The sequence below is a fragment of the Nitratireductor sp. WH36-1 genome, from assembly GCF_058725515.1.
On record NZ_CM178970.1, the window covers coordinates 736,759 to 763,421 of the forward strand.

Annotated in this window: 30 protein-coding genes; 15 read left to right on the forward strand and 15 right to left on the reverse strand. The window is 62.8% G+C overall.

What is annotated here, in order from left to right; genetic code table 11:
• Position 1: 1 nt before the first annotated feature.
• Positions 2-820: an MBL fold metallo-hydrolase gene (locus tag AC4PTT_RS03545; RefSeq protein WP_113156040.1), complete on the reverse strand. Its 819-nt coding sequence runs from the start codon at positions 818-820 to the stop codon at positions 2-4.
• 162 nt (positions 821-982) lie between these two features.
• Between AC4PTT_RS03545 and AC4PTT_RS03550 the strand changes: the two genes are divergently transcribed.
• Both AC4PTT_RS03550 and AC4PTT_RS03555 read left to right on the forward strand, forming a co-directional pair.
• The gene (locus AC4PTT_RS03550; RefSeq protein ID WP_113153254.1) at positions 983-1,732 is read left to right on the forward strand and encodes a YebC/PmpR family DNA-binding transcriptional regulator; all 750 of its coding nucleotides are present in this window, start codon (positions 983-985) and stop codon (positions 1,730-1,732) included.
• 65 nt (positions 1,733-1,797) lie between these two features.
• Complete coding sequence (locus AC4PTT_RS03555) at positions 1,798-2,073, forward strand: Rdx family protein (protein WP_113153253.1); 276 nt, start codon at positions 1,798-1,800, stop codon at positions 2,071-2,073.
• Positions 2,074-2,198: 125 nt separating this feature from the next.
• Here the strand turns inward: AC4PTT_RS03555 and rpmE are convergent, their stop codons facing one another.
• Positions 2,199-2,420 (reverse strand): 50S ribosomal protein L31, encoded by a 222-nt coding sequence (rpmE, locus tag AC4PTT_RS03560; protein WP_113153252.1) that lies wholly within the window; start codon positions 2,418-2,420, stop codon positions 2,199-2,201.
• Positions 2,421-2,624: 204 nt separating this feature from the next.
• Between rpmE and AC4PTT_RS03565 the strand changes: the two genes are divergently transcribed.
• Positions 2,625-4,442 carry an ABC transporter transmembrane domain-containing protein gene (locus AC4PTT_RS03565; protein WP_492162112.1) on the forward strand — a complete coding sequence of 606 codons (1,818 nt, stop codon included), beginning with the start codon at positions 2,625-2,627 and terminating at the stop codon, positions 4,440-4,442.
• A 21-nt stretch (positions 4,443-4,463) separates the two neighbouring features.
• Here AC4PTT_RS03565 and AC4PTT_RS03570 read toward each other — a convergent pair whose 3' ends face one another.
• The 11 genes from AC4PTT_RS03570 to AC4PTT_RS03620 all read right to left on the reverse strand — a co-directional run bounded on the left by AC4PTT_RS03570 (position 4,464) and on the right by AC4PTT_RS03620 (position 14,045).
• Positions 4,464-4,952 carry a cupin domain-containing protein gene (locus AC4PTT_RS03570; protein WP_206546128.1) on the reverse strand — a complete coding sequence of 163 codons (489 nt, stop codon included), beginning with the start codon at positions 4,950-4,952 and terminating at the stop codon, positions 4,464-4,466.
• Between the two features lie 322 nt (positions 4,953-5,274).
• The gene (locus AC4PTT_RS03575; protein WP_206548387.1) at positions 5,275-5,964 is read right to left on the reverse strand and encodes a nitroreductase family protein; all 690 of its coding nucleotides are present in this window, start codon (positions 5,962-5,964) and stop codon (positions 5,275-5,277) included.
• A gap of 64 nt (positions 5,965-6,028) precedes the next feature.
• A complete protein-coding gene (locus AC4PTT_RS03580) occupies positions 6,029-6,778 on the reverse strand; it encodes a GntR family transcriptional regulator (protein ID WP_492162113.1) in 750 nt (249 codons plus the stop codon).
• A gap of 47 nt (positions 6,779-6,825) precedes the next feature.
• Positions 6,826-8,310 carry a carboxypeptidase M32 gene (locus tag AC4PTT_RS03585; RefSeq protein ID WP_492162114.1) on the reverse strand — a complete coding sequence of 495 codons (1,485 nt, stop codon included), beginning with the start codon at positions 8,308-8,310 and terminating at the stop codon, positions 6,826-6,828.
• Between the two features lie 102 nt (positions 8,311-8,412).
• Complete coding sequence (locus tag AC4PTT_RS03590; RefSeq protein ID WP_113153246.1) at positions 8,413-9,444, reverse strand: peptidoglycan -binding protein; 1,032 nt, start codon at positions 9,442-9,444, stop codon at positions 8,413-8,415.
• Between the two features lies 1 nt (position 9,445).
• Positions 9,446-10,456: a MotA/TolQ/ExbB proton channel family protein gene (locus AC4PTT_RS03595; RefSeq protein ID WP_297564614.1), complete on the reverse strand. Its 1,011-nt coding sequence runs from the start codon at positions 10,454-10,456 to the stop codon at positions 9,446-9,448.
• A 204-nt stretch (positions 10,457-10,660) separates the two neighbouring features.
• Positions 10,661-11,464, reverse strand: coding sequence for an inositol monophosphatase family protein (locus AC4PTT_RS03600; protein ID WP_297562306.1), 804 nt, complete (start codon positions 11,462-11,464; stop codon positions 10,661-10,663).
• Positions 11,465-11,509: 45 nt separating this feature from the next.
• A complete protein-coding gene (gene efp / locus AC4PTT_RS03605) occupies positions 11,510-12,073 on the reverse strand; it encodes an elongation factor P (protein WP_113153243.1) in 564 nt (187 codons plus the stop codon).
• Entirely contained in the window at positions 12,054-12,305 is a 252-nt protein-coding gene (locus AC4PTT_RS03610; protein WP_492162115.1) for a hypothetical protein, read from the reverse strand. The genes efp and AC4PTT_RS03610 overlap by 20 nt, the downstream gene beginning before the upstream one ends.
• A gap of 37 nt (positions 12,306-12,342) precedes the next feature.
• Complete coding sequence (locus AC4PTT_RS03615) at positions 12,343-13,395, reverse strand: tetratricopeptide repeat protein (protein WP_204360849.1); 1,053 nt, start codon at positions 13,393-13,395, stop codon at positions 12,343-12,345.
• Between the two features lie 2 nt (positions 13,396-13,397).
• Entirely contained in the window at positions 13,398-14,045 is a 648-nt protein-coding gene (locus tag AC4PTT_RS03620) for a thiamine phosphate synthase (RefSeq protein ID WP_492162116.1), read from the reverse strand.
• Positions 14,046-14,238: 193 nt separating this feature from the next.
• Here AC4PTT_RS03620 and AC4PTT_RS03625 point away from each other — a divergent pair, with 193 nt between their 5' ends.
• The 3 genes from AC4PTT_RS03625 to rcdA all read left to right on the forward strand — a co-directional run bounded on the left by AC4PTT_RS03625 (position 14,239) and on the right by rcdA (position 17,586).
• Complete coding sequence (locus AC4PTT_RS03625; protein WP_492162117.1) at positions 14,239-15,012, forward strand: sulfite exporter TauE/SafE family protein; 774 nt, start codon at positions 14,239-14,241, stop codon at positions 15,010-15,012.
• A gap of 43 nt (positions 15,013-15,055) precedes the next feature.
• Complete coding sequence (locus tag AC4PTT_RS03630; RefSeq protein ID WP_492162118.1) at positions 15,056-16,705, forward strand: acyl-CoA synthetase; 1,650 nt, start codon at positions 15,056-15,058, stop codon at positions 16,703-16,705.
• A 347-nt stretch (positions 16,706-17,052) separates the two neighbouring features.
• Entirely contained in the window at positions 17,053-17,586 is a 534-nt protein-coding gene (gene rcdA / locus AC4PTT_RS03635; protein WP_492162119.1) for a protease adaptor protein RcdA, read from the forward strand.
• Here rcdA and AC4PTT_RS03640 read toward each other — a convergent pair.
• Positions 17,552-18,277: a sulfite exporter TauE/SafE family protein gene (locus AC4PTT_RS03640; RefSeq protein WP_492162120.1), complete on the reverse strand. Its 726-nt coding sequence runs from the start codon at positions 18,275-18,277 to the stop codon at positions 17,552-17,554. The genes rcdA and AC4PTT_RS03640 overlap by 35 nt on opposite strands.
• Positions 18,278-18,429: 152 nt before the next feature.
• Here AC4PTT_RS03640 and ruvC point away from each other — a divergent pair, with 152 nt between their 5' ends.
• The 9 genes from ruvC to pal all read left to right on the forward strand — a co-directional run bounded on the left by ruvC (position 18,430) and on the right by pal (position 25,739).
• A complete protein-coding gene (ruvC, locus tag AC4PTT_RS03645; protein WP_113153237.1) occupies positions 18,430-18,945 on the forward strand; it encodes a crossover junction endodeoxyribonuclease RuvC in 516 nt (171 codons plus the stop codon).
• Positions 18,942-19,562 (forward strand): Holliday junction branch migration protein RuvA, encoded by a 621-nt coding sequence (ruvA, locus tag AC4PTT_RS03650; protein ID WP_113153236.1) that lies wholly within the window; start codon positions 18,942-18,944, stop codon positions 19,560-19,562. Before ruvC ends, ruvA begins: the two co-directional genes overlap by 4 nt.
• 47 nt (positions 19,563-19,609) lie before the next feature.
• A complete protein-coding gene (gene ruvB, locus AC4PTT_RS03655; RefSeq protein WP_113153235.1) occupies positions 19,610-20,656 on the forward strand; it encodes a Holliday junction branch migration DNA helicase RuvB in 1,047 nt (348 codons plus the stop codon).
• Entirely contained in the window at positions 20,653-21,123 is a 471-nt protein-coding gene (gene ybgC, locus AC4PTT_RS03660; protein ID WP_492162121.1) for a tol-pal system-associated acyl-CoA thioesterase, read from the forward strand. Before ruvB ends, ybgC begins: the two co-directional genes overlap by 4 nt.
• Positions 21,124-21,430: 307 nt before the next feature.
• Positions 21,431-22,144, forward strand: coding sequence for a protein TolQ (gene tolQ, locus AC4PTT_RS03665; protein ID WP_113153233.1), 714 nt, complete (start codon positions 21,431-21,433; stop codon positions 22,142-22,144).
• 9 nt (positions 22,145-22,153) lie between these two features.
• Positions 22,154-22,609, forward strand: a complete 456-nt coding sequence (tolR, locus tag AC4PTT_RS03670; RefSeq protein WP_113153232.1) for a protein TolR — start codon at positions 22,154-22,156, stop codon at positions 22,607-22,609.
• Between the two features lie 4 nt (positions 22,610-22,613).
• Positions 22,614-23,675 carry a UCP034077 family protein gene (locus AC4PTT_RS03675; RefSeq protein ID WP_113153231.1) on the forward strand — a complete coding sequence of 354 codons (1,062 nt, stop codon included), beginning with the start codon at positions 22,614-22,616 and terminating at the stop codon, positions 23,673-23,675.
• 64 nt (positions 23,676-23,739) lie between these two features.
• Positions 23,740-25,053 (forward strand): Tol-Pal system beta propeller repeat protein TolB, encoded by a 1,314-nt coding sequence (tolB, locus tag AC4PTT_RS03680; protein ID WP_492162122.1) that lies wholly within the window; start codon positions 23,740-23,742, stop codon positions 25,051-25,053.
• Between the two features lie 182 nt (positions 25,054-25,235).
• Positions 25,236-25,739: a peptidoglycan-associated lipoprotein Pal gene (gene pal / locus AC4PTT_RS03685; RefSeq protein WP_113153229.1), complete on the forward strand. Its 504-nt coding sequence runs from the start codon at positions 25,236-25,238 to the stop codon at positions 25,737-25,739.
• Between the two features lie 184 nt (positions 25,740-25,923).
• Here pal and rpe read toward each other — a convergent pair whose 3' ends face one another.
• Complete coding sequence (rpe, locus tag AC4PTT_RS03690; RefSeq protein ID WP_206546138.1) at positions 25,924-26,595, reverse strand: ribulose-phosphate 3-epimerase; 672 nt, start codon at positions 26,593-26,595, stop codon at positions 25,924-25,926.
• Positions 26,596-26,663 lie beyond the last annotated feature (68 nt).

Here is a 26,663-nt window from a genome sequence, read left to right on the forward strand (position 1 = left end):
CCTAAACCCCGTCGAGAATAACGATTGTCGGTCGCCGTGGCAGGTTATCCAGCGCCACGGTGATCGACCGTCCCTCACGAAAATCCAGTTCGAACCCACCGCCCATACGGCCCGTGAAGGCGCTGAGCGGTGTCGAATGCCGGTGCATCGGCAGGATCACCGACGAGGAAAGCCGGCGCGCAATCTCGCTCATCCCGTCAAGAGACAGCGTCAGCCCGCCATCGACGGGCACCATCAGCACGTCGAGCCTGCCGATCGCCGCATAATGGCTGTCGTCCAGCCGGTGATGCAGATGGCCCAGATGCCCGATGCACAGCCCCGCCACCTCGAAGATGAAGATCGAATTGGCGTCCGGCTCCATCGCGCCATAGCGGCGGATGTCGGTGGTCACATTGCGGATATAGACGTCCTCAACCAGCAGAGAGTGTTTCACCGGCCCGCCCTCTTCGTTCCAGCCCGGCAGAACATGCTCTATGGCGGGGTCGGGATTGCGCGTGAAGTGCGTGCCATGCGCCCTGTTCATGGTCACGACGCGCGGTGGCGGGTTCGCGCCATAAATGCCCGCGAAGTCCGTGGCGATGGTCACGCCGGCCGGCGTCTCGATCAGATAGGTGGAATGGCCCGCATAGGTGATGGTCACCGGGTCGGCCCTTGCAGCGACCGGTGCCACCAGCGAGGCGTAGATCACGCCTGGCAGCGCCTGCGCCATGGCGAGGCAGGTGCTTGGTCGCTCGATCTGCCCGTTTGTCTGTGCAAGGGCTGCAGGCAGCGGAGCGAGCAATAAAGTCAGAATGGCTGCGGTCAGTCGGAAGGCGGTCATCGGCATCTCCCGTGTGTGCAAGAGCCCATGGTAGGGCAAAGCGCGGCTCTGCGCCATGTCCGCCCCCATCGCTGCAGTGCGCGGGTTCTGGACGTTGGCCGGCATTTTCACTATAAGGCCCCGGTATTCCATTGCTTTCAAAAGACCGTGAGAAGGAGCCCCATGGCCGGTCATTCCCAATTCAAGAACATCATGCACCGCAAGGGCCGGCAGGACGCCGTTCGCTCGAAGATGTTTTCCAAACTGGCGCGCGAAATCACAGTCGCTGCCAAGATGGGAATGCCCGACCCGGCGATGAATCCGCGCCTGCGCCTGGCCATCCAGAACGCCAAGGCCCAGTCCATGCCGAAGGACAACATCGAACGCGCCATCAAGAAGGCGTCGGGCGGTGATGCGGAGAACTATGACGAGGTGCGCTACGAGGGCTATGGTCCCGGTGGCGTCGCCGTCATCGTCGAGGCGCTGACCGACAATCGCAACCGTTCCGCTTCCAACATCCGCGCCGCCTTCACCAAGGCAGGCGGATCGCTTGGCGAAACCGGTTCCGTTTCCTTCATGTTCGACCGCGTTGGCGAAATCATTTACCCGGCTGACAAGGGCGATGCCGACACGGTGATGGAAGCCGCCATCGAGGCCGGCGCCGAAGATGTCCAGTCGGACGAAAACGGCCATGTCATCACCTGCGCCTTCGAAGATATCGGCGATGTCACCACGGCGCTGGAAGGCGCTCTGGGCGAAGCCGAGTCCGTCAAGGCGATCTGGCGTCCCCAGACCGGCACGCCGGTCGATGAGGAGCGCGCCCAGTCGATCCTCAAGCTCGTTGCAACCCTCGAAGACGACGATGACGTGCAGAACGTCTACGCCAATTTCGAGGTGGACGACGAAACGCTCGCGAAACTCAGCGCAGCCTGATTGCGCTTCTGCCGGGCTTCAGGTCCGGCAGTTTTCGGCTGTCTGGCAACAAAGGACAGGTTCTCGTGAAACAGCATCGTATCGCGATTACCTACTGCACCCAGTGCCAATGGCTCCTGCGCGCCGCATGGCTCGCGCAGGAGCTTCTCTCCACTTTTTCCACAGAACTGTCGGAAGTCGCGCTGCGTCCGGGCACGGGCGGGGTGTTCGAGATCACGTGCAACGGCATCCTCATCTGGGAGCGCAAGCACGATGGCGGCTTTCCTGACGCCAAGACGCTGAAGCAGCGTGTGCGCGACGTGATCGATCCCGAGCGCGATCTTGGCCACATAGACAAGTAGGCAAGCAGACAACAAAAAACCCGCCTCGATGAGACGGGTCTCTGTAAAAACGCTTTTGCGTTCCGGTCGGCTCTGCCTCTCGGTGTCCGCAAATGCCGGATGACGCCATCCGGCGGCAGGATACCTTAGATGCCGAGGCCCTGGTAACGCTGCTTGAAGCGGGAAACGCGGCCGCCGCGGTCCATCAGGGACTGCTGGTTGCCGGTCCATGCCGGGTGCGTGGACGGGTCGATGTCGAGCTGAAGGGTCTCGCCTTCCTTGCCCCAGGTGGAGCGCGTCTCGTACTCGGTGCCGTCCGTCATGACGACCTTGATCATGTGGTAGTCGGGATGAATTTCGGCTTTCATCGTCTTGTCCTGAGTTCTGGCGGGATGGCAATCTGATCCGCACTTGCGGCAATTGCACCCATCTTGAAAACTTGAAGCCGCGGCCAAGGAAGGCTACGGCTTCGGAATTGGTTGGCGAGCCTATACATCAGGTACGACGACAAGACAAGGCTTGAGCGGCGCACATTTTGCCGCTCCCGAACGAGAATTGAGAAGGGGCAGGCGATGGCGCGCAGGCAAAGGGCGTCCGAAGAGCGGGAACAGGCGACGAAGCGGCGGTCGTTAAAGCCGCTCAAACGCCTCTTTCCCTATATCGGCCGCTATCGTGGTCTGGCGCTTGGCGCGGCCTTTTTCCTGGTGCTCGCAGCCATCGCGACCCTCACGCTGCCGCTGGCCGTGCGCCGCATGATCGATCACGGGTTTTCCCATTCCGATTCCATCTTCATCGCGAATTACTTCTCGATGCTGGTGGTCATAGCTGCGGTTCTCGCAGCCGCCTCGGCGGGGCGCTATTTCTTCGTCATCACGCTGGGCGAGCGTGTTGTCAGCGATCTGCGGCGCGATGTCTTCGATCACGTCACGCGCCTTTCCCCCGGCTTCTTCGATACGGTCCAGTCCGGTGAAATCGTTTCGCGCATTTCGGCCGACGCCACGCAGGTCAAATCGGCTGTCGGGGCCACCATTTCCCAAGCGCTGCGCAACGTCATCATGGGGCTTGGCGCTGTCGGCATGATGGTCGTCACCAGCCCGCGTCTTTCCCTGCTCGTGGTGGCGGCCATCCCCGTCATCGTTCTGCCGCTGGTTGCGTTTGGCCGCTCGGTGCGCCGTCGCTCACGTTTTGCGCAGGACACGCTGGCCGACGCCACCGCCTATGCGGGCGAGCAGATCGGCGCGGTGCGCACGCTTCAGGCCTTCACCGGCGAGAACGTGGTGCGCAAGAAATTCTCCGATGCCATCGAGACGGCGTTCTCTGCTGCACGCGCATCCATCTTCGCGCGGTCCTTCCTCACCTTCTTCGCCATCTTCATGACCTTCAGTTCGGTCGTGGCCGTTCTCTGGTTCGGCTCGCGGGCCGTTCTGTCCGGCGAGATGACGCCGGGCACGCTCGGTCAGTTCCTGCTCTACTCGGTTCTGGCAGCTGGCGCTCTCGGCGCCCTGTCAGAGGTCTGGGGCGAGCTTTCGCAGGCCGCCGGCGCTGCCGAGCGCATGAGCGAGCTCCTGTCGGAAGAGCCCGCCATCACCGCGCCCGCCAGCCCCGTGGCGCTGCCGCAGCCGGCGCGCGGCGAAGTGGCGTTCGACAATGTCTCCTTCGCCTATCCGACGCGGCCGGATCGCTCTGCGCTTCATGGATTGTCCTTCACCGTAAAACCGGGCGAGACCGTCGCCATTGTCGGTCCCTCGGGCGCGGGCAAAACCACCGTCTTCTCGCTGCTTCTGCGCTATTACGATCCCGATTCCGGGGCGGTGCGCGTCGATGGTGTCGATGCGCGCGAGGCCGATCCGCTGGCGCTGCGCGGACGCATGGCCATCGTTCCGCAGGACGTGACGATCTTTGCCGCCAGCGCGGCCGAGAATATCGCCTTTGGCCGTCCTGACGCCTCCCGCGCCGAGATCGAGGCTGCGGCCCGCGCCGCGCTTGCGCATGATTTCATCACCGATCTGGCGGAAGGCTACGACACGCCGGTCGGCGAGCGCGGCGTCACCCTGTCGGGCGGTCAGCGGCAGCGCATGGCCATTGCGCGCGCGATCCTGCGCGATGCACCGATCCTGTTGCTCGACGAAGCCACCTCCGCCCTCGATTCGCAAAGCGAGACGCTGGTGCAGCAGGCGCTTGAGCACCTGATGAAGGGCCGCACCACGCTCGTCATCGCACATCGTCTCTCAACGGTTCTGAAAGCCGACCGCATTCTCGTCATGGAAGAGGGGCGCATCGTCGAGGAGGGCACACACGCCGCTCTCGTGGCAAAGGGCGGCATCTATGCCGAACTCGCCAGCCTTCAGTTCCAGGCGGGCGCAGAGGCTCTCGGAGACGCTGCGGAATAGTCGCGGAGGGCGGGGTCGGCTCTACTTCTTGCCGACCTTGCCGCCGACCGCATCGATCCTGTCGATGTCGGCCAGCCCCCAGGGCATCTGCCTGTCGCGGAAAATGCGTTTGCCCAGCCTCGGGTAATCGCCCACATCATGCGCAAGCCGCTCGCCAACGACGATGCAGCGCAGCGTTTCATTTCCCGTGTTCTTGATTGAATGGGCCAGCCCGCCCTTTCTGTAGCCGATGAAGTCTCCGGGGCCGATTGCGTGCTCTTCATCGCCGATAAAGGCCGTGGCGGAACCCGCCAGCACGAACACGCATTCGTCTTCGTGGTAATGGCAGTGGTGTTCCGTCGTTTCATAGCCGGGCTCCACTTCGATGATGTGGAAGCCGAAGCCGCTCAGACCCGTGAGGTCGCCAAGAGACTTGTTCAGACGCTGCGCATTGGGGTTGAGAAAGTGGGTCTTCTTCAAACCCTCCATCTCGGCAATTTCGCTGCTTTTGACGAGATATGTCGTGCTCAAAACCATTCCCTCCAGAATTGCTTCGTAGAAACGGGCTGACCCTATTGCATCGGGCAAAGAAGTGGAAATCGGCTCCGGTGTCTGGCCGCTTCTGGAGAAGGTCATGGGTGCCCGGACATGCCGGGCATGGCGAAAGGCGGCATGTGCACCGTTCCATCGAGCGGCTGGCACGAGCCCCTTGCCAGCCATTCGATGCGAAGCCTGCACGTCGCTTTTCGTCATCCTCAAAGAGAGGACCCATGTTCGTTCAGAGCCTTTCGGGAAAGCCGAAACGCCCCGAATGGCTCTGTTGTCCGATGCCTGTACGCGTTGGAGGCGACGCTCAGATGAACGTGGCGATTTCCTCCAGCGGCTTCTTCTCCATTGCGTGTTCGGGAATGGTGGCGTCCTCCTTTGGATAGCCGACCACCATCAGGATATAGGGTTTGTCATGCGGGTCGCGACCGCACAGCTCGTTAAGAAAGCTCATCGGGTTCGGCGTGTGCGTAAGAGTTGCCAGACCCGCCTTGTGCAGGGCTGTAATCAGAAAGCCGGTTGCGATGCTCACGGACTCTGGAACGTAGTAGTTCTTGCGCTTCACGCCATCGGCCGAGCGGCTGCGGCGTTCGCCGAAAACGCAGATGAGCCAGGGCGCTTCTTCCAGAAACGGCTTGCTTGCATCGGTGCCGAGCGGGGCCAGCGCATGAAGCCATTCTTCACCCGCGCGTCCTTCGTAAAACGCTTTCTCCTCGGCCTCCGCCGCCTCGCGGATCTGTTTCTTTACCGCCGGATCACCGATCACCGCGAAGTGCCAGGGCTGGTGGTTTGCGCCATTGGGCGCGGTGCCTGCTGCCTTGATGCAGGTTTCGATGATGTCGCGCGGCACGGGGCGGGTGGAGAAGTCGCGCACGGTGTGGCGTGTGCGGATCTCGTCATAGAAGGCCTGTGCGCGGGCCCGCATCTCCTCGACAGGAAGCTCCCTGTAATCGGGAAGTGGAACCGGACGGTATTCCTGTGTGGCCTTTTCGCTCATGCGGACGTCTCCTCCATTTTGTCCGATAAGATTGTCGGACAATCTAGATGGGCTGGTTCCGGCGTCAAGCCTTGGCGTTGCGCTGGTTGCCCTTTGCTTTGCTTTTTGCGGGCGCTGGCGGTGCGGCGAAATGATCGTCAGGCAGCGACTGGATGAGCTGCCGTGCATTCTCCACATGATCGAGCATCGCAGCTTCCGCGCCTGCCGTGTCATCGGCCACCACGCAATCCGTCAGCTGCCTGTGCTGCCGGTTGGTGTCGAACACATCACGCCGGTCCACCAGCACGCGAAACTGCAACCAGTAGAGCGAGTTGGAAAGCCGCGTCAGCGTCTCGTTCAGAAGGGGATTGTCCGCTGTCTCGCGAAACAGCCGGTGGAAACGGGCGTTGAGTTCGGAGAACCGGTTCATGTCGCCCTGTTCGGCTGCGGCATCCAGATACGCCTGCAGCGCGACAAGCGTTTCGGGCGCTTGGTGAAGCACTGGCAGCGCGAGCTTCACCGCCAGCGTTTCCAGTGCCCCGCGCACCTGGAAGAGGTTGTCCACCTCGCTGCGCGAGAGCTGGCGCACCATCACGCCGCGATGCGGTTCCGCCGTCAAAAGCCCGTCTGCCGTCAGGCGTCGAAAGGCTTCACGCACCGAGGAGCGCGAAACGCCCAGCCGGCTGGTGAAGGCGTTCTCCGTCAGCCTCTGGCCCGGAACCAGACGCCCGTCGCGCACGGCTTCCGTCAGCGCGTCGGCCACGGTCTCTACAGTGGATCGGGAATCGGTTTCTTCCATGTCCGTCAGAGTGTGCGCAGGCAATGGTCCTGACAAGCCCGGCTCCTTCGGTTCGTTTTCAAGACAGGACCGAACCTTTGGCCCTATTGGCCGTAGCGCGCTTCCAGATGTTTCTTGAAATGCGCGGCATTGAGCGGCTCGCCGGTGGCCCGTTCGATCAGCTCCGGGGTTGACCAGCGCGAGCCCTGCGACCAGATCCGTTCACGCCGCCAGTCGTTCACCGCATCGAACTGGCCCTTGGCGAACTGAGCGTTCACGTCCGGGATATCCTTCTCGATGGCTGACCATTGCTGCGCCGCGATCATCGCGCCAAGCGTGTAGGAGGGGAAATAGCCGAAGGCGGCGGATGGCCAGTGCACGTCCTGCATCGGGCCGTCCTGTGGCGTGTCGATGGTCGACAGGCCCAGATAGGCCTTCATCTTCGCGTCCCAGGCTTCCGGCAGGTCGGCGGCTTCCAGCCGGCCGGCGATCAGGTCCTGCTCCAGCTCGAAGCGCAGGATCACGTGCAGCGGATAGGTCACCTCGTCGGCATCGACACGGATCAGCCCGCGCTCCACATGGTGCACATGGGGCAGGATCTCGTCCATCGACCAGTCTTCGCCCAGATGCTTCGCCACCACCGGCAGCGCCCATTCCCAGAAGGCGGGGTTGCGGCCGATCTGCTTTTCCACGAACAGGCTCTGGCTTTCATGCATCGCCATGCCGCGCGCCTTGCCGAGCGGCCAGTGCGCCCAGGCCTGCGGCAGGTTCTGTTCATAGAGCGCGTGGCCGGTCTCGTGCAGAATGCCCATCAGCGAAGAGAGAAACTCGTCTGAACGGTAGCGCGTGGTGATCCGCACATCGGTCGGAACGCCGCCGCAGAACGGGTGATGCGAGACCGACAGGCTGCCGCGCGTTAGATCGAAACCGACCGCCGCCATCATGGCGAGGCCAAGCTCGCGCTGCTTCTCGACCGCGTAATGTCCAGAGAGCGGGCGCAGGGGATTTTGCGCGCGTTTCGTTTTCTGGATTTCCAGCGCATTTGGCACGAAATCCACCAGAAACGATTTCAAATCCTCGAAAACGGGGGCGATTTCCGCCGTTCTGTTTCCGGGGTCGAATTGCTCCATCAGCGCGTCATAGGGCGCAAGGCCAAGCGCCTCGGCGCGCATCTGCGCCTCCTCCCGCGCCAGCTCGATAACCCCTTCCAGCGCCGGCAGAAAACCCGCCCAGTCGCCCTTGCCACGGGCCTCGCGCCACAGCTGTTCGCAGCGCATGCGGGTGCGCGTCTGGCGCTCCACGAAATCGGCCGGAAGGCAGGTCAGGTTGACGTAATTTCGGCGAAACTCGGAAATTGCCGCTTTTTGCTCTGCGTTCAGGTCTTCCTGTTCGGCGGCGTCGATCCAGTCGGCAATCTCGGGTGCTGCGGCCTGACGATGGGCCATGCCGGCAAGGGCAGACATGGCTTCGGCGCGGGCCTCGCCGCCACCGGGCGCCATATGCGTCGCCTCATCCGCACCGAGGATCGCCAGCGCGTGATTGAGCGCTTCGATCCTGTGGCCGAGTTCATCGAGTTTCTGAAAGGACATGGAACACCTCGTCGGGCATTGGCAGGAACGACGCCCGCAGATGCAGGCGTCGATTGTTTGAAGGAGGGGATACGAAGCCGGACGGCTTCGCAAGCCGTGTCGTCAGCGCTCGGTGAGCTTCAGCTCGATGCGGCGATTGCGGGCACGCGCTTCCCGCGTGTCTTCCGTGTCGAGCGGCTGATACTCGCCGAAACCGGCTGCAACGAGCCGGTTGGCGGGGACGCCGTTCTCGATCAGAAACTTGACGACCGCCGTGGCGCGGGCCGTGGAAAGCTCCCAGTTGTCGCGGAAGCGACCGGTGCCCGAAAGCGGCACGTCATCCGTATGACCGTCGACGCGCAGAACCCAGTTGATCTCCGGCGGGATCTCTTTTTGCAGTTCGAGAATGGCGTCGGCCAGCTTGCGCATCTCGTCCTGCCCGTTCGGATTGATCTCCGTCGCACCCGACGGGAACAGAACCTCGGACTGGAAGACGAAACGGTCGCCGACAATGCGGATGTTTTCGCGGTCGGAGAGGATTTCGCGCAACCGGCCGAAGAAGTCCGAACGATAGCGGTTCAGTTCCTGCACGCGCTGCGCCAGCGCCACGTTCAGGCGGCGGCCAAGATCGGCGATCTTGGTGCGGGACTCGCGGTCGCGCGCTTCGGAAACCTCAAGCGCGGCTTCCAGCGCGCCGATCTGCTTGCGCAGCGCCGAAATCTGCTGGTTGAGCAGCTCCACCTGCGAAAGCGCACGCTGGCTGACCAGACGCTCCTCGTCGAGCGCGCCCGAAAGCTCGCCAATGCGGGCTTCCGCCTGCTCGCTCTGGCCGCTACCACTGGCCAGCAGCGTTTCCAGCCGGGAACGGTCGGCGCGGATGTCTTCCAGCGAGGCGCGCAGGCTGGCGATGGTGTCCTCGGCGTCCTGGCTGTTGGCCTGTTCGAGCGCCAGAAGCTGCGTCAGCTCGTTGATCTGCGCATTGAGCCGGTCGAGCACGGCGTCCTTGCCGGTGATCTCCTGGCTCAGAAAATACTGCGCCAGCACGAAGACCGAGAGCAGGAACATGATGGCGAGCAGAAGCGTCGCCATGGCGTCCACGAAACCCGGCCAGTAGTCGACGTGGCGGTCGTTGCGGCGTCCACGGGCAAGCGCCATGTCAGCTGTCCCGCTTCTTCAGCGTCGTCGCCAGCTTTTCTAGTGTGGCGCGCATGGCGCGCTGCTCTTCCGCCTGGGATTCCACCCAGTCGCGCATCATCTGCTGTTCGCTGCGCATGTTCTTCACAAGACCGGAAATGCCCTCGGCCAGATTGGCCATGGAGGCCGCAAGGCGCGGATTGGAGGTTCCATCCTCCTGAACCGCGCGCAGCTTGTCGGCCAGCTGCTGCATTTCGCTGGACGCGCCGCTGCGGCTGTCTGCGATGTCGGAGCCAAGGTCGGTGACGGACGAAAGCCAGTTTTCCAGCTCGGTATAGAAACGGTTCTGCGCGCGGCCCGCCTGAAGGTCGAGGAAGCCCAGGATCAGCGAGCCTGAAAGACCGAACAGCGAGGAGGAGAACGCCGTGCCCATGCCTTCCAGCGGGGCTGACAGGCCGGATTTCAACGCGTCGAGAATGTCGTTGGCGTTGCCCGATGCGGGGTCGAGCGACTGGATGGTGTCACCGATGGACCCGATGGTCTGCAACAGGCCCCAGAACGTGCCGAGCAGGCCGAGAAAGACCAGAAGGCCGATCAGGTAGCGCGAAATGTCGCGGCTCTCGTCGAGGCGGGTGGCGATGGAATCGAGGATCGAGCGCATGGAGCTGGTCGACAGCGCCATCGAAGAGGCCCGGCTCAAAAGCGCCTTCATCGGTGCGAGAAGGACCGGATCGGCCGCATCCGTGCCGGCGCGGAAGGAATTGACCCACCGTACCTCGCGGAACAGGCGTACCACCTGCATGAAAGCGAGCAGGATGCCGATCAGCAGAACGCCGAGAATGAGCCCGTTCAGCCCCGGATTGGTCTGAAAGGCGGAAGCGATCTGCCGGTAAAGGATTGCCGCAACGAAACCGGCAATCGCCAGAAACACCAGCATGGAAAAGAGGAAGACTTGGGGGCTCGACAAGGTGTGCGGGTCGTAATCGAGCCCGTAGGATGGTTCGTCGTCCCCACGCGATTTCAGCAAGGCCATCTGCTCCTCGTGTCCACTGCGCCGCAGAACCAGTATTGATTCCTGTATGGCGCAGGATTCTAATCGTAAATATGACGAAATTGAAAGCCGCAGACAGTATCCGGTTATGAGCGCATCAGCTTTTTGATGTCGCAACGACAAAGCCCGGGACCTTTCGATCCCGGGCTTTGCTGGTTCTGAAACACCGTGCGGGACGGGGTTGAATCAGGCTTTTTTTGCGGCCGGCTTGCCGAGCGTCTTGACCAGTGCGCGGTGAATGGCTTCGTTGCCGGCGACGATCTGGCCGCTGTCGAACATCTTGTCGCGGCCCGACTTGTCGCTGACGAAACCACCGGCTTCGCGCACGAGGATGATGCCGGCGGCAATGTCCCAGGGCGAAAGCGTATCTTCCCAGAAACCGTCCATCCGGCCCGCTGCCACATAGGCGAGGTCGAGCGCCGCAGAGCCAAGCCGGCGGATGCCCGCCGTCTCGCCCATGACATTGCGCAGGTCGAGCAGGGCCGTGCCGTGGTGGCCGCGACCCAGATGCGGAATGCCGGTGCCGACAACGGCGTCGGACAGCTTGGTGCGCGCCGCGACACGCAGACGACGGTCGTTGAGGAACGCGCCGCCACCGCGCTCGGCGGTGTAGAGCTCGTCCATGGCCGGGTTGTAGATAACGCCGGCGACGATCTGGCCCTGACGTTCCAGGGCAATCGAGATCGAGAAGATCGGAATGCCGTGCAGGAAGTTCGTGGTGCCGTCGAGCGGATCGACGATCCAGCGGTGCTGCGGGTCGTCACCCTCCACCGTGCCGCTCTCTTCCATCAGGAAGGAGTAGCCCGGACGGGCGCGCGACAGCTCGGCGTGAATGATGTCTTCCGCCTTGCGGTCGGCCTGGCTCACATAGTCGCCAGGGCCCTTGAGCGAAACCTGCAGGTTCTGGACCTCGCCGAAATCGCGAGCGAGGGAGCGGCCTGCCTTCATGGCAGCCTGAACCATGACGTTGATAATCGCCGAACGGGCCATGGGATGTAAGCTTTCGTAAGTGTGTGTTTCGCGGAAGCGCCGGGTTTATTCGCCGCGGCGCAGATAGGTGAGTTCGTTGGTGTCGACGACGATCCGCTCGCCAGCCTCGATGAAGGGCGGCACCATCACGCGCACGCCGTTCTCCAGAACCGCCGGCTTGTAGGAAGAAGCAGCCGTCTGGCCCTTCACCACCGGGTCGGCCTCGGCAATCGTCAGCGTGACCTGATCCGGCAGGGAGATGCCGATCGGCTTTTCTTCGTAGAGCTCGACCGTGACGGTCATGCCGTCCTGAAGGAATGCGGCGCGGTCGCCGACGAAGTCCTTCTGCAGCTCGAGCTGCTCATAGGTCTCGGAGTCCATGAACACCAGAGCGTCTTCCTGCTCGTAGAGGAAGCTGAAGTCCTTCTGCTCGAGGCGAACGCGCTCGACGGTCTCGGCGGCGCGGAAGCGCTCGTTCAGCTTCGTGCCGTCGATCAGGTTCTTCAGTTCGACCTGGTTGTATGCGCCGCCCTTGCCGGGCTTCACAGCGTTGGTCTTCACCGCAACCCAGAGGCCGCCATTGTGTTCGATGACGTTGCCGGGGCGAATTTCATTGCCGTTGATTTTCATATGGATCGTCCTGCGGGTCTTGAGCGCGCCAGCGGTTCACGTCCTGCATTTGCATCCCGGCTGCATCGGCCGCGAGAGCAAAGGTTGGAAACAGCAAAACCGCCAGCAAGTTTATGTTTCCAGTGGAGTGAATTTGACATCCGATCTCAAGACCGCATTGCGGATTTCGAATGGCGAGTTCATTCCACTGGCGCGCAATTCGGCGCTTCCAAGACCATAAAAAGCGGTCCAAGGCAAGTCATGCGGCCTTTGGGGGCGTCCGAAAAATGCTAGCGGAGCCGATTTGCGCGCTGGATGGCTTCCTTCATTTCTTCCGGCGTGAGGCCGGCCAGAAAGTCTTCCATCTCCGGATCGATCAACCCGGCGCGGCGCGCGGAGATATACCATGCAGCGCCTTCAATCGTGTCCGGGTCGGTGCCGACGCCGGCGCGATAGAGCTTGGCGAGGCGGTTCTGCGCGGCGATGTTGCCGCCTTCGGCTGCGCGCTTGAGCCAGGCGAACCCGGTTTCCGCATTGCGCTCCCCGCCACGACCTTCGACCATCCACGTGCCCAGATCGAGCTGTGCGGTGTCGTAATTCTGCCTGGCTGCACGCTCAAGCCATGAACGGGCGACCTTGTCATCGGCCTCGCGCCCGCCAAACCCGTTGGCATAGACCTGGGACATCGCATACTGCGCGTCGGCCAGCCCGGCATTGGCGGCCTTCTCGTAATAGGAGACAGCGCGTTCGCGACTTTCGAAGCTCGACTGCCGGTCGAGGATCATCTGCGCGAGGTTGAACTGGGCGAGCCGGTTGCCATTGTCGGCCGCCACCTGCATGAGTTCGAAGGCGCGGTCGGTGTTCTTCTCGACGAAGCCGCCATCAAGCAGCATCAGCGCATACTGGAACTGCGCCTCGGGAACGCCCTGCTGCGCTGCCTTTGAATACCATTCGGCGGCCTTCTTTGCGTCGCGCGCCATGCCAAGGCCACGGGCATAGATCTCTGCGATGAGGGTCTGCGCAGCCGGGTCGCCTGCCTCTGCGCGGGGCAGGGCCAGATTGTGCGCGGTCAGATAGTAGCCGCGCTGGAAGGCGCCATAGGCGGCGTCCGGCAGCTTGCCGAAGCGGTCCGGGTCCACCTGATCCACCGTGGGGGCGGAAAGCGGCCTGTCGCCGACCGGTTGCAGCCGGTCGGCCCGGGGCGCCTGCTTTTCAGTTCCGGTTGCGGCGGGTGTCGTTTCTGCGGCCTTTTCCGGGCCGGCGTCGCCGGCTGCCTGCGCTGTCGCGGCAAGCCCGCAGAACAGGGCGGCAAGCAATGCTACCGGCTGGAGGCGCGCGCGCATGATCAGGCTCCTTGAGCGTTCTGGGAGGTCTTCTCGAGAATGACGTTGGCTTCCTTCACGGCGGCGGCGGCGTCGATCTCGTCAGCGAAGACGGCTGCACCGAGCGCAATGAAGTCGCAGCCGCTCTGCGCCACGGGTTCTGCCGAGGCGACCGCATTGCCGCCCATCACGATGCAGGGGATCTGGACCATTTCCGACCACCATTCGCCCAGCGTGAGGTTGCGCGGGTGCGGTTCCGGCTTGTTGTCGTATCCGAAACGGCCGAAGAACAGATAATCGGGCTGCATTTCGCCGCGCTGAAGCGCGTCGTCGCGGGTTTTTACGCCGCCTGCGCCGATCATCATGCGATCCTGGTATTTCTCGATGATTTCGGCCAGCTCTTCGAGCGAGCCGTCGACATGGATGCCGTCTGCCTTCACCCGCGCGGCGATGCGCGGCGCGCCGGCGATCATCACGGCGACGCCGTGCGCCTGCGCGATGGGGGTGAGGCGCTCGGCACGGGCCTGGAAGCTGACCTCGTCCTGCCCGTAATCGGGAATGATGAGGGAAGCGACATCGCCGGCGGCGAGGGCTGCTTCCAGATGTGCTTCGTCATTGGCAGCCAGTTCCGGCGGCGGTGCAATCAATACGAGGCGGCAGCGATTGGTCATGTAGGAACTCCTGGCGTCTCGACGGAACCGACCCGGTTCGTTTCTGACCCGTCATTTTGGTTTGAATGCGGCATAGACGAAGCACGGGGGGATGGACAAGGAAAATTGGTCCTTCCTGCCGGACGCTCGCCAAGTGCGCTCATAAGGATTATGACTGGCGACGCCCGGCCGTCGGGCGATCCAGACGAATTTCATGACACCTTTGCTTTCCGATCCAGCCTTTTATCTTGCAGCGATTCCGGCCGTTCTGCTGGTCGGCCTGTCGAAGGGTGGCTTCGGCGGCGCGATGGCGCTGCTCGGCGTGCCGATGCTTTCTCTGGTTGTGTCGCCGGTGCAGGCGGCGGCGATCCTGCTGCCGATCCTGATCGTGATGGACATCGTCTCGCTCTGGGCCTGGCGCGGTTACATGGACCGCAGGACGCTTTCCATCATGCTGCCCGGCGCGCTGATGGGCATCGCCATCGGCTGGGCGACGGCGGCCGTCGTGACGGAAGGGCATGTGCGCCTGATCGTCGGTCTGGTGACGCTGGCCTTCTTCCTGCGCTGGGCGTTCGAGAAGATCGCAGGGAATGTGCGGATCGCCAGCCAAAGCCGCCCGCGCGGCACTTTCTGGGGCGCGGTTGCGGGCTTCACGAGCTTTGTCGCGCATGCGGGCGGGCCGCCCTATCAGGTCTATGCGCTGCCGCTTGGGCAGGATCCGCGCCTTTACACGGGAACGAGCGTGGTGTTCTTCGCCATCGTCAATGCGGTGAAGCTCGTTCCCTATTTCGCGCTCGGGCAGTTCGACCGTTCCAACCTGACGGCGTCGCTGATCCTGATACCGCTTGCGCCGCTCGCCACGCTGACCGGCGTCTGGGTGATCAAGCGCATGAAGCCGACGGTCTTTTATCCGTTCATGTATTTCATGGTCCTGATCGTTTCACTCAAGCTCATCCATGACGGGGTCTTTGACCTTATGGGGTGGTGACGGGTTCGGGAGCCTGTGCTTAAAAGATGAAAACAGCGGGAGGATGTTTGTGACCGGCAATGCTTTCGAACGGGATCTGGACAAGAACCCCGCCAACCATCAGCCGCTGACGCCGCTTGTGCTTCTGGAGCGCGCGGCCAAAGTGTTTCCCGATGACGTGGCGATCATCCATGGCAGCCAGCGCATCACCTATGCGACCTTCTGGGAGCGCTCGCTGAAACTCGCATCGGCGCTTGCCAGCCACGGAATCGGCAAGGGCGATACGGTGACGGTGATGCTGTCCAACACGCCGCCCATGCTGGAGGCGCACCACGCCGTGCCGATGACGAAGGCGGTGCTGCATTCGCTCAACACCCGCCTCGATGCCGCAATCATCGCCTTCCAGCTTGATCATGCGGAGAGCCGGGTGGTCATCGTCGACCGGGAGTTCTCCGGCGTGATGAAGGAGGCGCTGGCGCTGGCGAGCGTCAAGCCGCTGGTCATCGATTATGACGATCCCGACTATGCGGCCGATGCGCCCTATCCGAAGGGCGAGCGCATCGGCCGCGCCGATTACGAGGAATTCCTGGCTTCGGGCGATGCCGGGTTTGCCTGGTCCATGCCCGATGACGAATGGGACGCCATCGCGCTGAACTACACGTCCGGCACCACGGGCAATCCCAAGGGCGTGGTCTATCATCATCGCGGTGCGGCGCTGATGACCTATGCCAACACGGTGCATGCGGGGCTGACGCGCGGATCGGTCTATCTGTGGACGCTGCCGATGTTCCACTGCAATGGCTGGTGCTTTCCGTGGACGCTGGCGCTGACGGCGGGAACCCATGTCTGCCTGCGCTGGGTGCGCGCAAAGCCCATGTATGACGCGATTGCCGATCACGGGGTGACGCATCTGTGCGGCGCGCCGATCGTGATGTCGGCGCTGCTCAATGCGCCGGATGAGGAAAAACGCGATTTCTCGCACATGGTGACGTTCAACACGGCAGCGGCTCCGCCGCCCGAAACTGTGCTTTCCGCCATGGCCGAGGCAGGTTTTGCGGTGACCCATCTCTATGGCCTGACGGAAACCTACGGACCGGCCGTGGTCAATGAATGGAAGGGCGAGTGGGACGCGCTCGACGGCGCCGGGCAGGCCGCGCGCAAGGCGCGTCAGGGCGTGCGCTATGCGGCGCTCGAGGGGCTGACCGTGATGGACCCGGAGACGATGGAGGAGACCCCGCGCGACGGCGAGACCATTGGCGAGGTCATGTTCCGCGGCAACATCGTCATGAAGGGCTATCTGAAGAACAGGGCGGCGACGGAAGAGGCTTTCGCCGGCGGCTGGTTCCATTCGGGCGATCTGGGGGTGATGCACCCCGACGGCTACATCCAGCTGAAGGACCGTTCCAAGGACATCATCATTTCGGGCGGCGAGAACATCTCTTCCATCGAGGTGGAGGATGCGCTCTACAAACATCCCGCCATTGCGGCCTGCGGCGTGGTCGCGAAGGCGGATGCGAAGTGGGGCGAAACGCCCGTGGCCTTCGTCGAACTGAAGCCGGGCAGAAGTGCGGAAGCCGAAGAGATCATCGCGCACTGCCGCTCTCTGCTCGCGCATTTCAAGTGCCCGAGAACCATCATTTTCTCTGAAATACCAAAGACTTCGACGGGGAAGATTCAAAAGTTCCGGCTGCGGGATCAGGCCAGATCACTCTAGGGAAAAGAGGGCGAACGCTGGCATTCGATGCAATTATCGGTGGCGGCGTTAACCAAGCATTAAGCTTTACATGCGTTTACTGTGTACATCCAGTGATCTGGATTCTTACCGAGTGGCTGGAGCCATTCTGTTTGACGCCTCCCTGTTTAAACTCCTGAGAGCCGCGTTTGCGGCTCTTTTTTTCGACAAAATGAGCATTAACCTTTCATTAAGTAAGAACTTGCCAACAGCTGTGCACAGGCTCATCCTTGCATTGAGTTCTTGGCATTGAGAGTCAGGCTCACTTGTGATTGAACGCATCAGCCGGCGGTGGCCGCAGTTTCGTATAATGGTGGGGCGTAAGCACAATGATTGAAGGCGGGAACGGTCGCGCGACTACGATCAAGCTGGCCGAGCATCGCGTGTTCTCGGATTCTTTCAAGCCTCTCTACAATCAGGGCATGAGCCTGGTTGAAGAGGCCGCGGAGTATCTGGATGGCGAAGGACGCATCGAGGCCAAGGGCCTGACGCGGGCCGGCGCTGCGCTTTATGCGGCCGAATCCATGCGGCTGACCACACGTCTGATGCAGCTTGCCTCGTGGCTTCTTCTGCAGCGCGCCGCCAATTCCGGCGAGATGACGCGCGAGCAGGTGGCTGCCGAGAAGTCCAAAGTGCGTCTCGACACGCATTCGCCGCAGGAGCAGGCTGACGGCTGGTCCGATCTGCCGGAGAGTTTCCAGGATCTGGTCATGCGCTCGGTGCGCCTGCAGGACATCGTGCGGCGTATGGACGAAGAGATCTATGGCGGTGCGCTGGCTGCGGCGAATGATGCCGATCTCTACAGCCACAACCCGGTCTTCGAGCAGATCACCCTGCTGAAAACAGCGTTCGGGCACCGCTGATACCCCACTGAAACAGCGTCTGCGTAAGCGGAAGCGCGATCAGCGCAGACGCGATGATGAGCGTGAAGGCGAGCCGCCGATAGGTCGTGTCGCTGGCGATCCCGTACAGCTTTCCGCCGATGAGCAGGCTCACCACATAGGGCGGGACCATAATCAGGCCGAGCATCACGCGCGGCTCATCGAACAGGCCGGCCGCCCACAGATTGCCGGCGGAAAAGATTTCCGAAATCAGAAACAGCGTCATGAGATTGGCGCGCACCACGGAGACCGGCAGCGCCGACGCCATCCAGTAGATGATGACCGGCGGGCCGGGAATGGCGGCGATGCCCGACAGCGTGCCTGAAATGCCGCCAATGCCGAAGGATACGGGAAAGCCACGCGGCCCGTGGTAGCGCCAGCCGCTGCGCAGCACCAGCGCACAGCCCAGAATGACGATGCAGATGATCCAGCGCAGCGCGGTTTCGTCGCCATTCTTGAGAATGTAGACGCCAAGCGGCACGAACAGCGCCAGCCCGGCGAGAACCGGCAGCACCTCGCGCCAGCGGGCGAGCTTCACCACCGGCAGGGCGACCGGAAGCGTGGGCAGCGAATCGATGATGACCAGCAGAACCACAGCAGTCACGGGATCGTAGAGCGCGCCTGCAATCGGCGCGACGATGAGCCCCGTGCCGAACCCGGACAGGCCGCGCACCACCCCCGCCACCAGAACGGTGAGGGTGAGAAGGGCAAGACTGAGATCGAGTTCGGGCAGGATTTCGCCTCCAGGCAGTCGGTGTGCCGGGACAGGAATGCAGCCGCATCCTAACGCGTGGCAATGGGCCTGCCCACCGCTATGGTAGAGCCATGAACACACCGATTCGCATTATGGGCATCGACCCGGGGCTTCGCCGCACCGGCTGGGCCGTCATCGAGACGCAGGGCAACTCCCTTCGCTTTGTTGACGCAGGCTCGGTCTCATCCGATGCCAAGGCCGATCTCGCCTCGCGCCTGTGCCAGTTGCATGAGGGGCTGGAGGCGGTTCTGCACCAGCACCGGCCGGAGGAGGCCGCCGTGGAGGCCACTTTCGTCAACAAGGACGCATCGGCCACGCTGAAGCTGGGTCAGGCGCGCGGCATCGCCATGCTGGTGCCGGCAAGGGCCGGCCTGCGCGTTGCCGAATACGCGCCCAATGCGGTCAAGAAGGCCGTGATCGGCGTCGGTCACGGCGACAAGAAGCAGATTCATCTGATGGTGAAGGTGCTGATGCCGAAGGCGCATTTCGACACGCATGATGCGGCGGATGCGATTGCCATCGCCATCTGCCACGCGCATCACCGGCAGTCCGTCACCTCCCGACTGGCAATGGAAGCACTGAAATGATTGGCAAACTTAAGGGCATCATCGACGAGATCGCCGAAGATCACTGCATCGTCGATGTGGGTGGGGTTGGCTATGTGGCCTACTGCCCGGCGCGTACGCTGGCCGCGCTGGAAGGCGAGGGGACGGCGGTGACGCTGTTCATCGAGACCTACGTGCGTGAGGACATGATCCGTCTCTACGGCTTCCGCTCCGCGCTGGAGCGCGAGTGGTTCCGCCTTTTGCAGAACAATGTGCAGGGCGTGGGCGCAAAGGTGGCGCTTTCGGTGCTTTCCACGCTTTCGGCTTCGGAACTCGCCAACGCCATTGCGCTGAAGGATGCCGCCACGGTGGCGCGCGCGCCGGGCGTGGGCAAAAAGGTGGCCGAGCGCATTGTCTCGGAACTCAAGAGCAAGGCCCCCGCCTATGCCGGCGAGGCCAGCGACACGATCGGTCTCAAGCAGGAACTGGGCGAGGGCGCAGCGCCTTCGGCGGTGGCCGATGCGGTTTCCGCGCTTGCCAATCTCGGTTATTCGCGCGATGTCGCAGCCAATGCGGTTGCGGCGGCGCTGAAGGAAGCCGGCGAGAGCGCCGAGGCCGGAACGCTGATCAGGCTTGGCCTGAAGGAACTGGCGCGCTAGGCAACAGGCATGCGCGCCAAGCTGTGTAGTGAAGTGGATTTCTGCGGATGACGGATGCCGAACGGCTCATTTCGGCCGACAAGCGCGGTGAGGATCTGGACGCGACCATGCGGCCGCAATCGCTGGACGATTTCGTCGGCCAGAAGGCGGCGCGCGCCAATCTGAAGGTCTTCATCGAGGCGGCGCGCGGACGCGGCGAGGCGCTGGACCACGTGCTGTTCGTTGGCCCGCCCGGCCTCGGCAAGACCACGCTGGCGCAGATCATGGCGCGGGAGCTGGGCGTGAATTTCCGCTCCACCTCCGGCCCGGTGATCGCCAAGGCCGGCGATCTGGCGGCCCTTCTCACCAATCTTGAAGAGCGCGACGTGCTTTTCATCGACGAAATTCACCGGCTGAGCCCGGCGGTGGAGGAAATCCTCTATCCGGCGATGGAAGATTTTCAGCTCGACCTGATCATCGGCGAGGGGCCGGCGGCGCGTTCGGTGAAGATCGATCTGGCGAAGTTCACGCTGGTGGCCGCGACGACGCGGCTTGGCCTTCTGACCACGCCGCTGCGCGACCGTTTCGGCATTCCGGTGCGGCTCGATTTCTATACGACCGAAGAACTGCAATCCATCGTCACGCGCGGCTCGCGCATTCTGGGCATGCCGCTGGCCACCGATGGCGCGGAGGAAATCGCCCGTCGCGCGCGCGGCACGCCGCGCATTGCCGGACGCCTGCTGCGCCGGGTGCGCGATTTCGCCACCGTGGCGGGTGCGAGCGAGGTGACGCGCAAGGTTGCCGACGAGGCGCTGTCGCGGCTTGAAGTGGATGCGCTTGGCCTCGACCTGCTCGACCGGCGTTACCTCAGCATGATCGTGGAAAATTTCGGCGGCGGCCCGGTGGGCATCGAGACCATTGCGGCGGCGCTCTCGGAGCCGCGCGACGCGATTGAAGACATTATCGAGCCCTATCTGATCCAGCAGGGCTTCATCCAGCGTACGCCGCGCGGGCGCGTTCTGGCCGCGAAGGCATGGCGTCACATGGGGCTCCAGCCGCCCAAGGCGCTGGCCGAGGCGCAGATCAGCCTGTTCCAGCAGGGAGACAAGGAATGAGCGGCGGCGGCGCGGGCGAAAACCTGACGGTCGGGCTTTCGGGCGAACTGACCGAATTCGGTCACCGTCTCGTGGCGCGGGTCTATTTTGCCGATACCGATTTTACCGGTGTGGTCTATCACGCCCGCTATCTGGAGTTTCTGGAGCGCGGCCGGTCGGATTTCCTGCGTCTTGCGGGTGTCCACCATACCGAGCTTGCCGACGGCAAGCATGGCGAGGTGCTGGCCTGGGTTGTGCGGCGCATGGAAATCGACTTTCGCCAGCCGGCCCGCGTGGACGACATCGTGATGGTGGAAACGCGCACCGAGGCGATTTCGGGCGCGCGCATCTATATGGCGCAGCGTCTCCTGCGCGGTGACGATGTGCTGGTGGAGGCAAAGGTGGAGGCGGCGATCATCGGCGCATCCGGCAAGCCGCGCCGTTTCCCGAAAGAATGGATCGAGGCCTTCAAGCCGAAAGGCGGCTAATTCGCGGGTTTCGCTGCGATGAGGGTGGTGCCGAAGGCGCATTGTCTTGCCCCGTAAGCGATTCTCTTTGCCGCAGCCTGGTTGGCGCTCCGTTTCCTAACGCTTAATTAACCATAACGGTTCATGAAGAAAATCATGAAATCCGTAGCGAATCCGTGCGCCTTCCTTTCACCAAATTTTACCGGATAAAGGGGCCTTGAAGCATCTTGCGGGGACGCCTCGGATCGGACGAAGGCAACGGCACGCAAGCAGGGGCGAGACCGAAGCCGAGATGTACGCCGCCCTGATCTTAAGAGGATTTTGATCCATGGAAAGTGTTACGCTCGCCGCACCAGGTGGGGAGTTGTCGATCTGGGCTTTGTTCTGGCAGGCCGGTTGGGTCGTCAAGCTGGTCATGATCGGCCTTCTGGCGGCATCCGTGTGGACCTGGGCCATCATTATCGACAAATCGATTGCCTATGCCCGCATGCGCTCTGCTCTCAATCGTTTCGAGAAGACGTTCTGGTCCGGCCAGTCTCTTGAAGAACTTTACCGCGCGCTTTCGGAGCGCAAGACGACCGGTATGGGGTCGATCTTCGTGGCTGCGATGCGTGAGTGGAAGAAGAGCTTCGAGAAGGGCGCGCGTTCGCCGATCGGCCTTCAGAACCGCATCGACAAGGCCATGGATCTGGCGCTGACGCGCGAGATGGAGCGTCTGGAGAGCCGGCTGGGCTTCCTCGCCTCCATCGGTTCGGCTGCGCCGTTCATCGGCCTGTTTGGCACGGTGGTCGGCATCATGACCTCGTTCCAGGCCATTGCCGGTTCCAAGTCGACCAATCTGGCCGTTGTCGCGCCGGGCATCGCCGAGGCGCTTCTGGCCACGGCCATCGGCCTTCTGGCCGCCATTCCCGCTGTTATTGCCTACAACAAGCTGTCATCGGATGCGGGCAAGCTCGCCGGACGCATGGAAGGCTTTGCGGACGAGTTTTCGACCATCCTCTCGCGGCAGATCGACGAGAAGGTCGCCGCCAAGGCGGCTTAGGAGAACGCAATGGGTATGTCAGTCGGCTCGGCGGGCGGAAGAAACGGACGGCGGCGCGGTCGCCGGGGTTCGCGCTCGGGCCTGATCTCCGAAATCAACGTGACGCCCTTCGTGGACGTGATGCTGGTGCTGCTCATCATCTTCATGGTGGCCGCCCCGCTGCTGACCGTCGGTGTGCCCATCGACCTGCCGGAAACGCAGGCCAAGGCGCTCAACTCCGAAACGCAGCCGATCACGGTTTCCGTCAACAGCGACGGCCAGATCTATCTGCAGGAGACCGAAGTGCCCATCGAAGAGGTGGTCGCGAAGCTGCAGGCGATTGCGCGTTCGGGCTATGACGAACGTATTTATGTGCGCGGTGACCGCGCGGCTGATTACGGCACGGTGATGCGCGTGATGGCGCGTATCTCGGCTGCCGGCTATCGCAATCTGGGCCTGGTCACGCTGCAGGAAGAAGGCAACTGACCGAATGAAGGCGGGTATCGTCATATCGGCGGGCATGCACGCGGCGCTTCTGGGCTTTGGCCTGGTTTCGCTGTCGGCGCCGCGCGCCTATGAGGTGGCGGATGTCGAATCCCTGCCCGTCGACATCATTCCCATCGAATCGATGACGCAGGTGCAGGAGGGCGACAAGAAAGCCGAGCTTTCCGAAAAGCCTGCGCCCACGCCAACCAAGCGTCCTGATCCGGTCGAGAACGCGCAGAACACGGGCGACAATGATGTCGACCTGAAAACGCCGCCGACGCCGGAGCCGAGCAAGCGCGAAGTGCAGAAGACGGCGGAGCCGCCGCCTGCGCCGAAGCCGACGCCCAAACCCGAACCGAAGCCGGAGCCCGAGCCCAAACAGGCCGAGGCGGAGCCGACCCCGGTGCCGGCGACGGAGGTGCGCCCCGAGCCGCAGCCCAAGCAGGATGTGCAGCCGGACCCCGCGCCTGAAGAGACGGTCGTGGCCGAAGCGCCCGAGGCAGAGAGCGTTTCCCTGCCCAACAGCGCGCCGGTGCCACAGTCGCGGCCTCAGCCGCCAAAGGCGAGCACGGCCAAGGCGCCCGACCGCAAGGATGCCGAAAAGCCGGCGCAGAAGACCGCGGCCAAGCAGAAGTCGGAGAAATCCGACGAACTGTTCGACGAGGTGGCGGCGCTTCTGAACAAGGACAAGGCCTCTGGCGGCGGCGCGAAGCGCTCGCAGGAGCAGGCGTCGCTTGGTGGCAGCCGCAACACGCCTGGCGAGAAGCTTTCGCAGAGCGAGATGGATGCGCTGCGCGGTCAGATCCAGCGGTGCTGGAACGTGCCGGCCGGCGCGCTCGAGGCCGACAATCTGAAGGTCTCCATCCAGATGAACCTGGATGCGAGCGGCAATATCGAGGGAAGTCCGCGCATCATTTCCGGCGGCAGCGGGTCCATGGTCGAGCGGGCAGCGGCAGAATCCGCACGCCGCGCCGTCCTCCAGTGCGCGCCCTACAATCTGCCGGCGGCGAAGTACGACACCTGGTCTGAAGTCATCGTCCACTTCGATCCAAGCGACATGTTTTAACCCGGGCACCATCCATATGGCGATGGGGGCTTGAGCCTAACCAAATGGGGAGAGGCAGGAGCAAATGCAGATAATCTTGAGAGCGACCTTCCTGATCGCGACGCTTGTCGCCGGGCTTGGCGTTGCAGTGCTGCCGGCAAGGGCAGTGGTCGAGATCGACATCAACAAGGGCGTGGTCGAGCCGCTGCCGATCGCCATCACGGAGTTCATCTCCGCCGATAGCACCGGCGCGGAAATTGCCAGCGTCGTTGAGGCCGATCTGAGGCGGTCCGGCCTGTTCGCACCAATCGAGAAGGGGGCCTTCATCGAGAAGATCTCCAACCCGGATGCGGCCCCGCGTTTTCAGGACTGGACCGTGATCAACGCGCAGGCGCTGGTGACGGGCAAGGTTTCCGAGACGGCGGACGGACGGCTGAAGGCCGAGTTCCGCCTGTGGGACACCTATGCGGGCCAGCAGCTCATTGGCGAGCAGTTCTTCACCAGCAAGGACAAGTGGCGGCGCGTGGCGCACATCATCGCCGACGCCATCTATCAGCGCCTGACGGGTGAGAGCGGTTATTTCGACACGCGCATCGTGTATGTGGACGAGTCCGGCCCGCGCAACAACCGCGTGAAGCGGCTTGCGATCATGGATCAGGACGGCGCCAACCAGCGTTTCCTGACCGATGGCCGCGCCATCGTTCTGACGCCGCGCTTCTCGCCGACGCGTCAGGAAATCACCTACATGTCCTATGAGGGCGGTCAGCCACAGGTCTATCTCCTGCAGCTGGAGACCGGACAGCGTGAGCTGGTGGGCAATTTCCCCGGCATGACGTTCGCGCCGCGCTTTTCGCCCAATGGTCAGCAGATCGTGATGAGCCTTCTGCGCGATGACGGCAACTCGAACATCTTCGCGATGGACCTGCGCAGCCGCAACACGACGCGCCTGACGACGGCCAATGCGATCGACACCTCGCCGTCCTATTCGCCGGATGGTTCGCAGATCGTGTTCACCTCCGACCGTGGCGGTCGCGCGCAGATCTATGTGATGAGCGCGAGCGGCGGCGATCCCAAGCGTATCTCGTTCGGTGACGGCAGCTATTCGACGCCGGTCTGGTCGCCGCGCGGCGATCTGATCGCCTTCACCAAGCAGACGCGCGGCGAGTTCCAGATTGGCGTGATGCGCACCGATGGTTCGGGCGAGCGCATCCTGTCCTCCGGCTTCCTGCAGGAAGGTCCGACCTGGTCGCCCAATGGCCGCGTTGTGATGTTCTTCCGTCAGCCGGCGGGCTCTGCCGGACCGCAGCTCTATTCCATCGATCTGACGGGCCGCAACGAGCAGAAGATCCCGACCGCGAATTACGGTTCGGATCCTGCATGGTCGCCGCTACTCGAGTAGCGGCGGGCCGGTTCCTGCCGGATTCGCCGCGTTTCCGCCGTATTTTAAGCTAGTTTGCGCGAAATAACGGTTCTGGTTGGTACCGGTAAGTCTTCGTTAACCGCGTTTCTTGAGGGGTCCTTAACGGCAACGTGGTTACTGATCATTGAACAAAATTTCTCTAATTTGAAGGAGAGGTGGCAATGCTGTCGATTGCAGCGATCGCCAAACACCCGGTTAGCATCGCCCTGGTAGCGGCTCTTGCTCTGGCCGGTTGCGCCAACAAGCAGGTTCCCAACAGTGCAGCCGATATCGGGCTGGGCGGTGCGGGCGGTCCTCCCGGATCGCAGCAGGAATTCACCGTCAGCGTGGGCGACCGGATTTTCTTCGACCTCGACTCGTCGTCGATCCGCGCCGATGCGCAGCAGGTTCTTTCCCGCCAGGCGCAGTGGCTGAACAAGTACCAGAATTACACGATCACCGTGGAAGGCCATGCCGACGAACGCGGCACCCGCGAGTACAACCTCGCGCTCGGCGCACGCCGTGCGGCTTCGGCCCGTGACTTCCTGGTTGCCCGTGGCGTTGCGGCAAACCGCATCCGCACGATTTCCTACGGCAAGGAGCGTCCGGTCGCGACCTGTGACGACATCTCCTGCTGGTCGCAGAACCGCCGCGCGGTCACCGTTCTGAACGGCGGCAGCAGCTAAGCATTTTGCAGTCAGGTGGCATCACCTGACGTCCGCATAAATGCGGAAAAACCAGATAGAGCGGCTCACCGTTTCCATCAAACGGTGAGCCGCTCTGAAGCATTTTGCATACAAGAAAAGAAAAGCCGCGCTGGACAATGTCCGCGCGGCTTTTTTTGTTGGCTGAATTTGAAAGACGTAGGCGTCAGCCCTGCGCGGCCTTGCGGATGGCCTCGATGTTCTTCGCATAGGCTTCTTCGCCGTCGCCCTTGAAGACGGCGGAGCCGGCGACCAGCACATTGGCGCCGGCGGCAACCAGCTCACCGGCCGTGTCGGGCGACACGCCGCCATCGATCTCGATGTCGATCGGACGGTCGCCGATCATTGCCTTCACGCGGCGCACCTTCTCGACCACGGACGGAATGAAAGCCTGGCCGCCAAAGCCCGGATTGACCGTCATCAGAAGCACGAGGTCGACCTGGTCGAGCACGTATTCGATGACGTTTTCGGGCGTCGACGGATTGAGCGAGACGCCGGCCTTCTTGCCGAGATTGCGAATGGTTTGCAGCGAGCGGTGCAGGTGCGGACCGGCTTCCGCGTGAACCGTGATGATGTCGCAGCCCGCATCCGCAAAGGCGGCGAGGAAGGGATCAGCCGGCGTGATCATCAGGTGGCAGTCGAACACCTTGTCGGTGCGGTCGCGGATTGCCTTGATGATGGGCGGGCCAAAAGTGATGTTGGGCACGAAATGGCCGTCCATCACGTCGAGGTGGATCCAGTCAGCGCCTGCTTTGGCGACGGTTTCGACCTCGTCGCCGAGGCGCGAGAAGTCGGAAGCGAGGATGGAGGGGGCGATGAGCGTGTTGCGCGCGGTCATGACGGTTTTCCGTAACGATGAGACTGGCTTGCCCTAACGTCTTCTCCGCGCCTTGTCGAGGCGCGGGC

Bases quoted from the DNA above. Each gene is read 5' to 3' on its own strand.
- AC4PTT_RS03550 (WP_113153254.1), top strand. From the start codon at position 983: ATGGCCGGTCATTCCCAATTCAAGAACATCATGCACCGCAAGGGCCGG.
- AC4PTT_RS03585 (WP_492162114.1), bottom strand. From the start codon at position 8,310: ATGTCCTTTCAGAAACTCGATGAACTCGGCCACAGGATCGAAGCGCTC.
- ybgC (WP_492162121.1), top strand. From the start codon at position 20,653: ATGAGCGGCGGCGGCGCGGGCGAAAACCTGACGGTCGGGCTTTCGGGC.
- tolQ (WP_113153233.1), top strand. From the start codon at position 21,431: ATGGAAAGTGTTACGCTCGCCGCACCAGGTGGGGAGTTGTCGATCTGG.
- AC4PTT_RS03590 (WP_113153246.1), bottom strand. From the start codon at position 9,444: ATGGCGCTTGCCCGTGGACGCCGCAACGACCGCCACGTCGACTACTGG.
- tolR (WP_113153232.1), top strand. From the start codon at position 22,154: ATGGGTATGTCAGTCGGCTCGGCGGGCGGAAGAAACGGACGGCGGCGC.
- AC4PTT_RS03630 (WP_492162118.1), top strand. From the start codon at position 15,056: ATGTTTGTGACCGGCAATGCTTTCGAACGGGATCTGGACAAGAACCCC.
- efp (WP_113153243.1), bottom strand. From the start codon at position 12,073: ATGAAAATCAACGGCAATGAAATTCGCCCCGGCAACGTCATCGAACAC.
- tolB (WP_492162122.1), top strand. From the start codon at position 23,740: ATGCAGATAATCTTGAGAGCGACCTTCCTGATCGCGACGCTTGTCGCC.
- AC4PTT_RS03675 (WP_113153231.1), top strand. From the start codon at position 22,614: ATGAAGGCGGGTATCGTCATATCGGCGGGCATGCACGCGGCGCTTCTG.
- ruvB (WP_113153235.1), top strand. From the start codon at position 19,610: ATGACGGATGCCGAACGGCTCATTTCGGCCGACAAGCGCGGTGAGGAT.
- AC4PTT_RS03615 (WP_204360849.1), bottom strand. From the start codon at position 13,395: ATGCGCGCGCGCCTCCAGCCGGTAGCATTGCTTGCCGCCCTGTTCTGC.
- ruvA (WP_113153236.1), top strand. From the start codon at position 18,942: ATGATTGGCAAACTTAAGGGCATCATCGACGAGATCGCCGAAGATCAC.
- ruvC (WP_113153237.1), top strand. From the start codon at position 18,430: ATGAACACACCGATTCGCATTATGGGCATCGACCCGGGGCTTCGCCGC.
- AC4PTT_RS03565 (WP_492162112.1), top strand. From the start codon at position 2,625: ATGGCGCGCAGGCAAAGGGCGTCCGAAGAGCGGGAACAGGCGACGAAG.
- AC4PTT_RS03595 (WP_297564614.1), bottom strand. From the start codon at position 10,456: ATGGCCTTGCTGAAATCGCGTGGGGACGACGAACCATCCTACGGGCTC.
- AC4PTT_RS03600 (WP_297562306.1), bottom strand. From the start codon at position 11,464: ATGGCCCGTTCGGCGATTATCAACGTCATGGTTCAGGCTGCCATGAAG.
- AC4PTT_RS03575 (WP_206548387.1), bottom strand. From the start codon at position 5,964: ATGAGCGAAAAGGCCACACAGGAATACCGTCCGGTTCCACTTCCCGAT.
- rpmE (WP_113153252.1), bottom strand. From the start codon at position 2,420: ATGAAAGCCGAAATTCATCCCGACTACCACATGATCAAGGTCGTCATG.
- AC4PTT_RS03620 (WP_492162116.1), bottom strand. From the start codon at position 14,045: ATGACCAATCGCTGCCGCCTCGTATTGATTGCACCGCCGCCGGAACTG.
- rpe (WP_206546138.1), bottom strand. From the start codon at position 26,595: ATGACCGCGCGCAACACGCTCATCGCCCCCTCCATCCTCGCTTCCGAC.
- AC4PTT_RS03545 (WP_113156040.1), bottom strand. From the start codon at position 820: ATGACCGCCTTCCGACTGACCGCAGCCATTCTGACTTTATTGCTCGCT.
- pal (WP_113153229.1), top strand. From the start codon at position 25,236: ATGCTGTCGATTGCAGCGATCGCCAAACACCCGGTTAGCATCGCCCTG.
- rcdA (WP_492162119.1), top strand. From the start codon at position 17,053: ATGATTGAAGGCGGGAACGGTCGCGCGACTACGATCAAGCTGGCCGAG.
- AC4PTT_RS03625 (WP_492162117.1), top strand. From the start codon at position 14,239: ATGACACCTTTGCTTTCCGATCCAGCCTTTTATCTTGCAGCGATTCCG.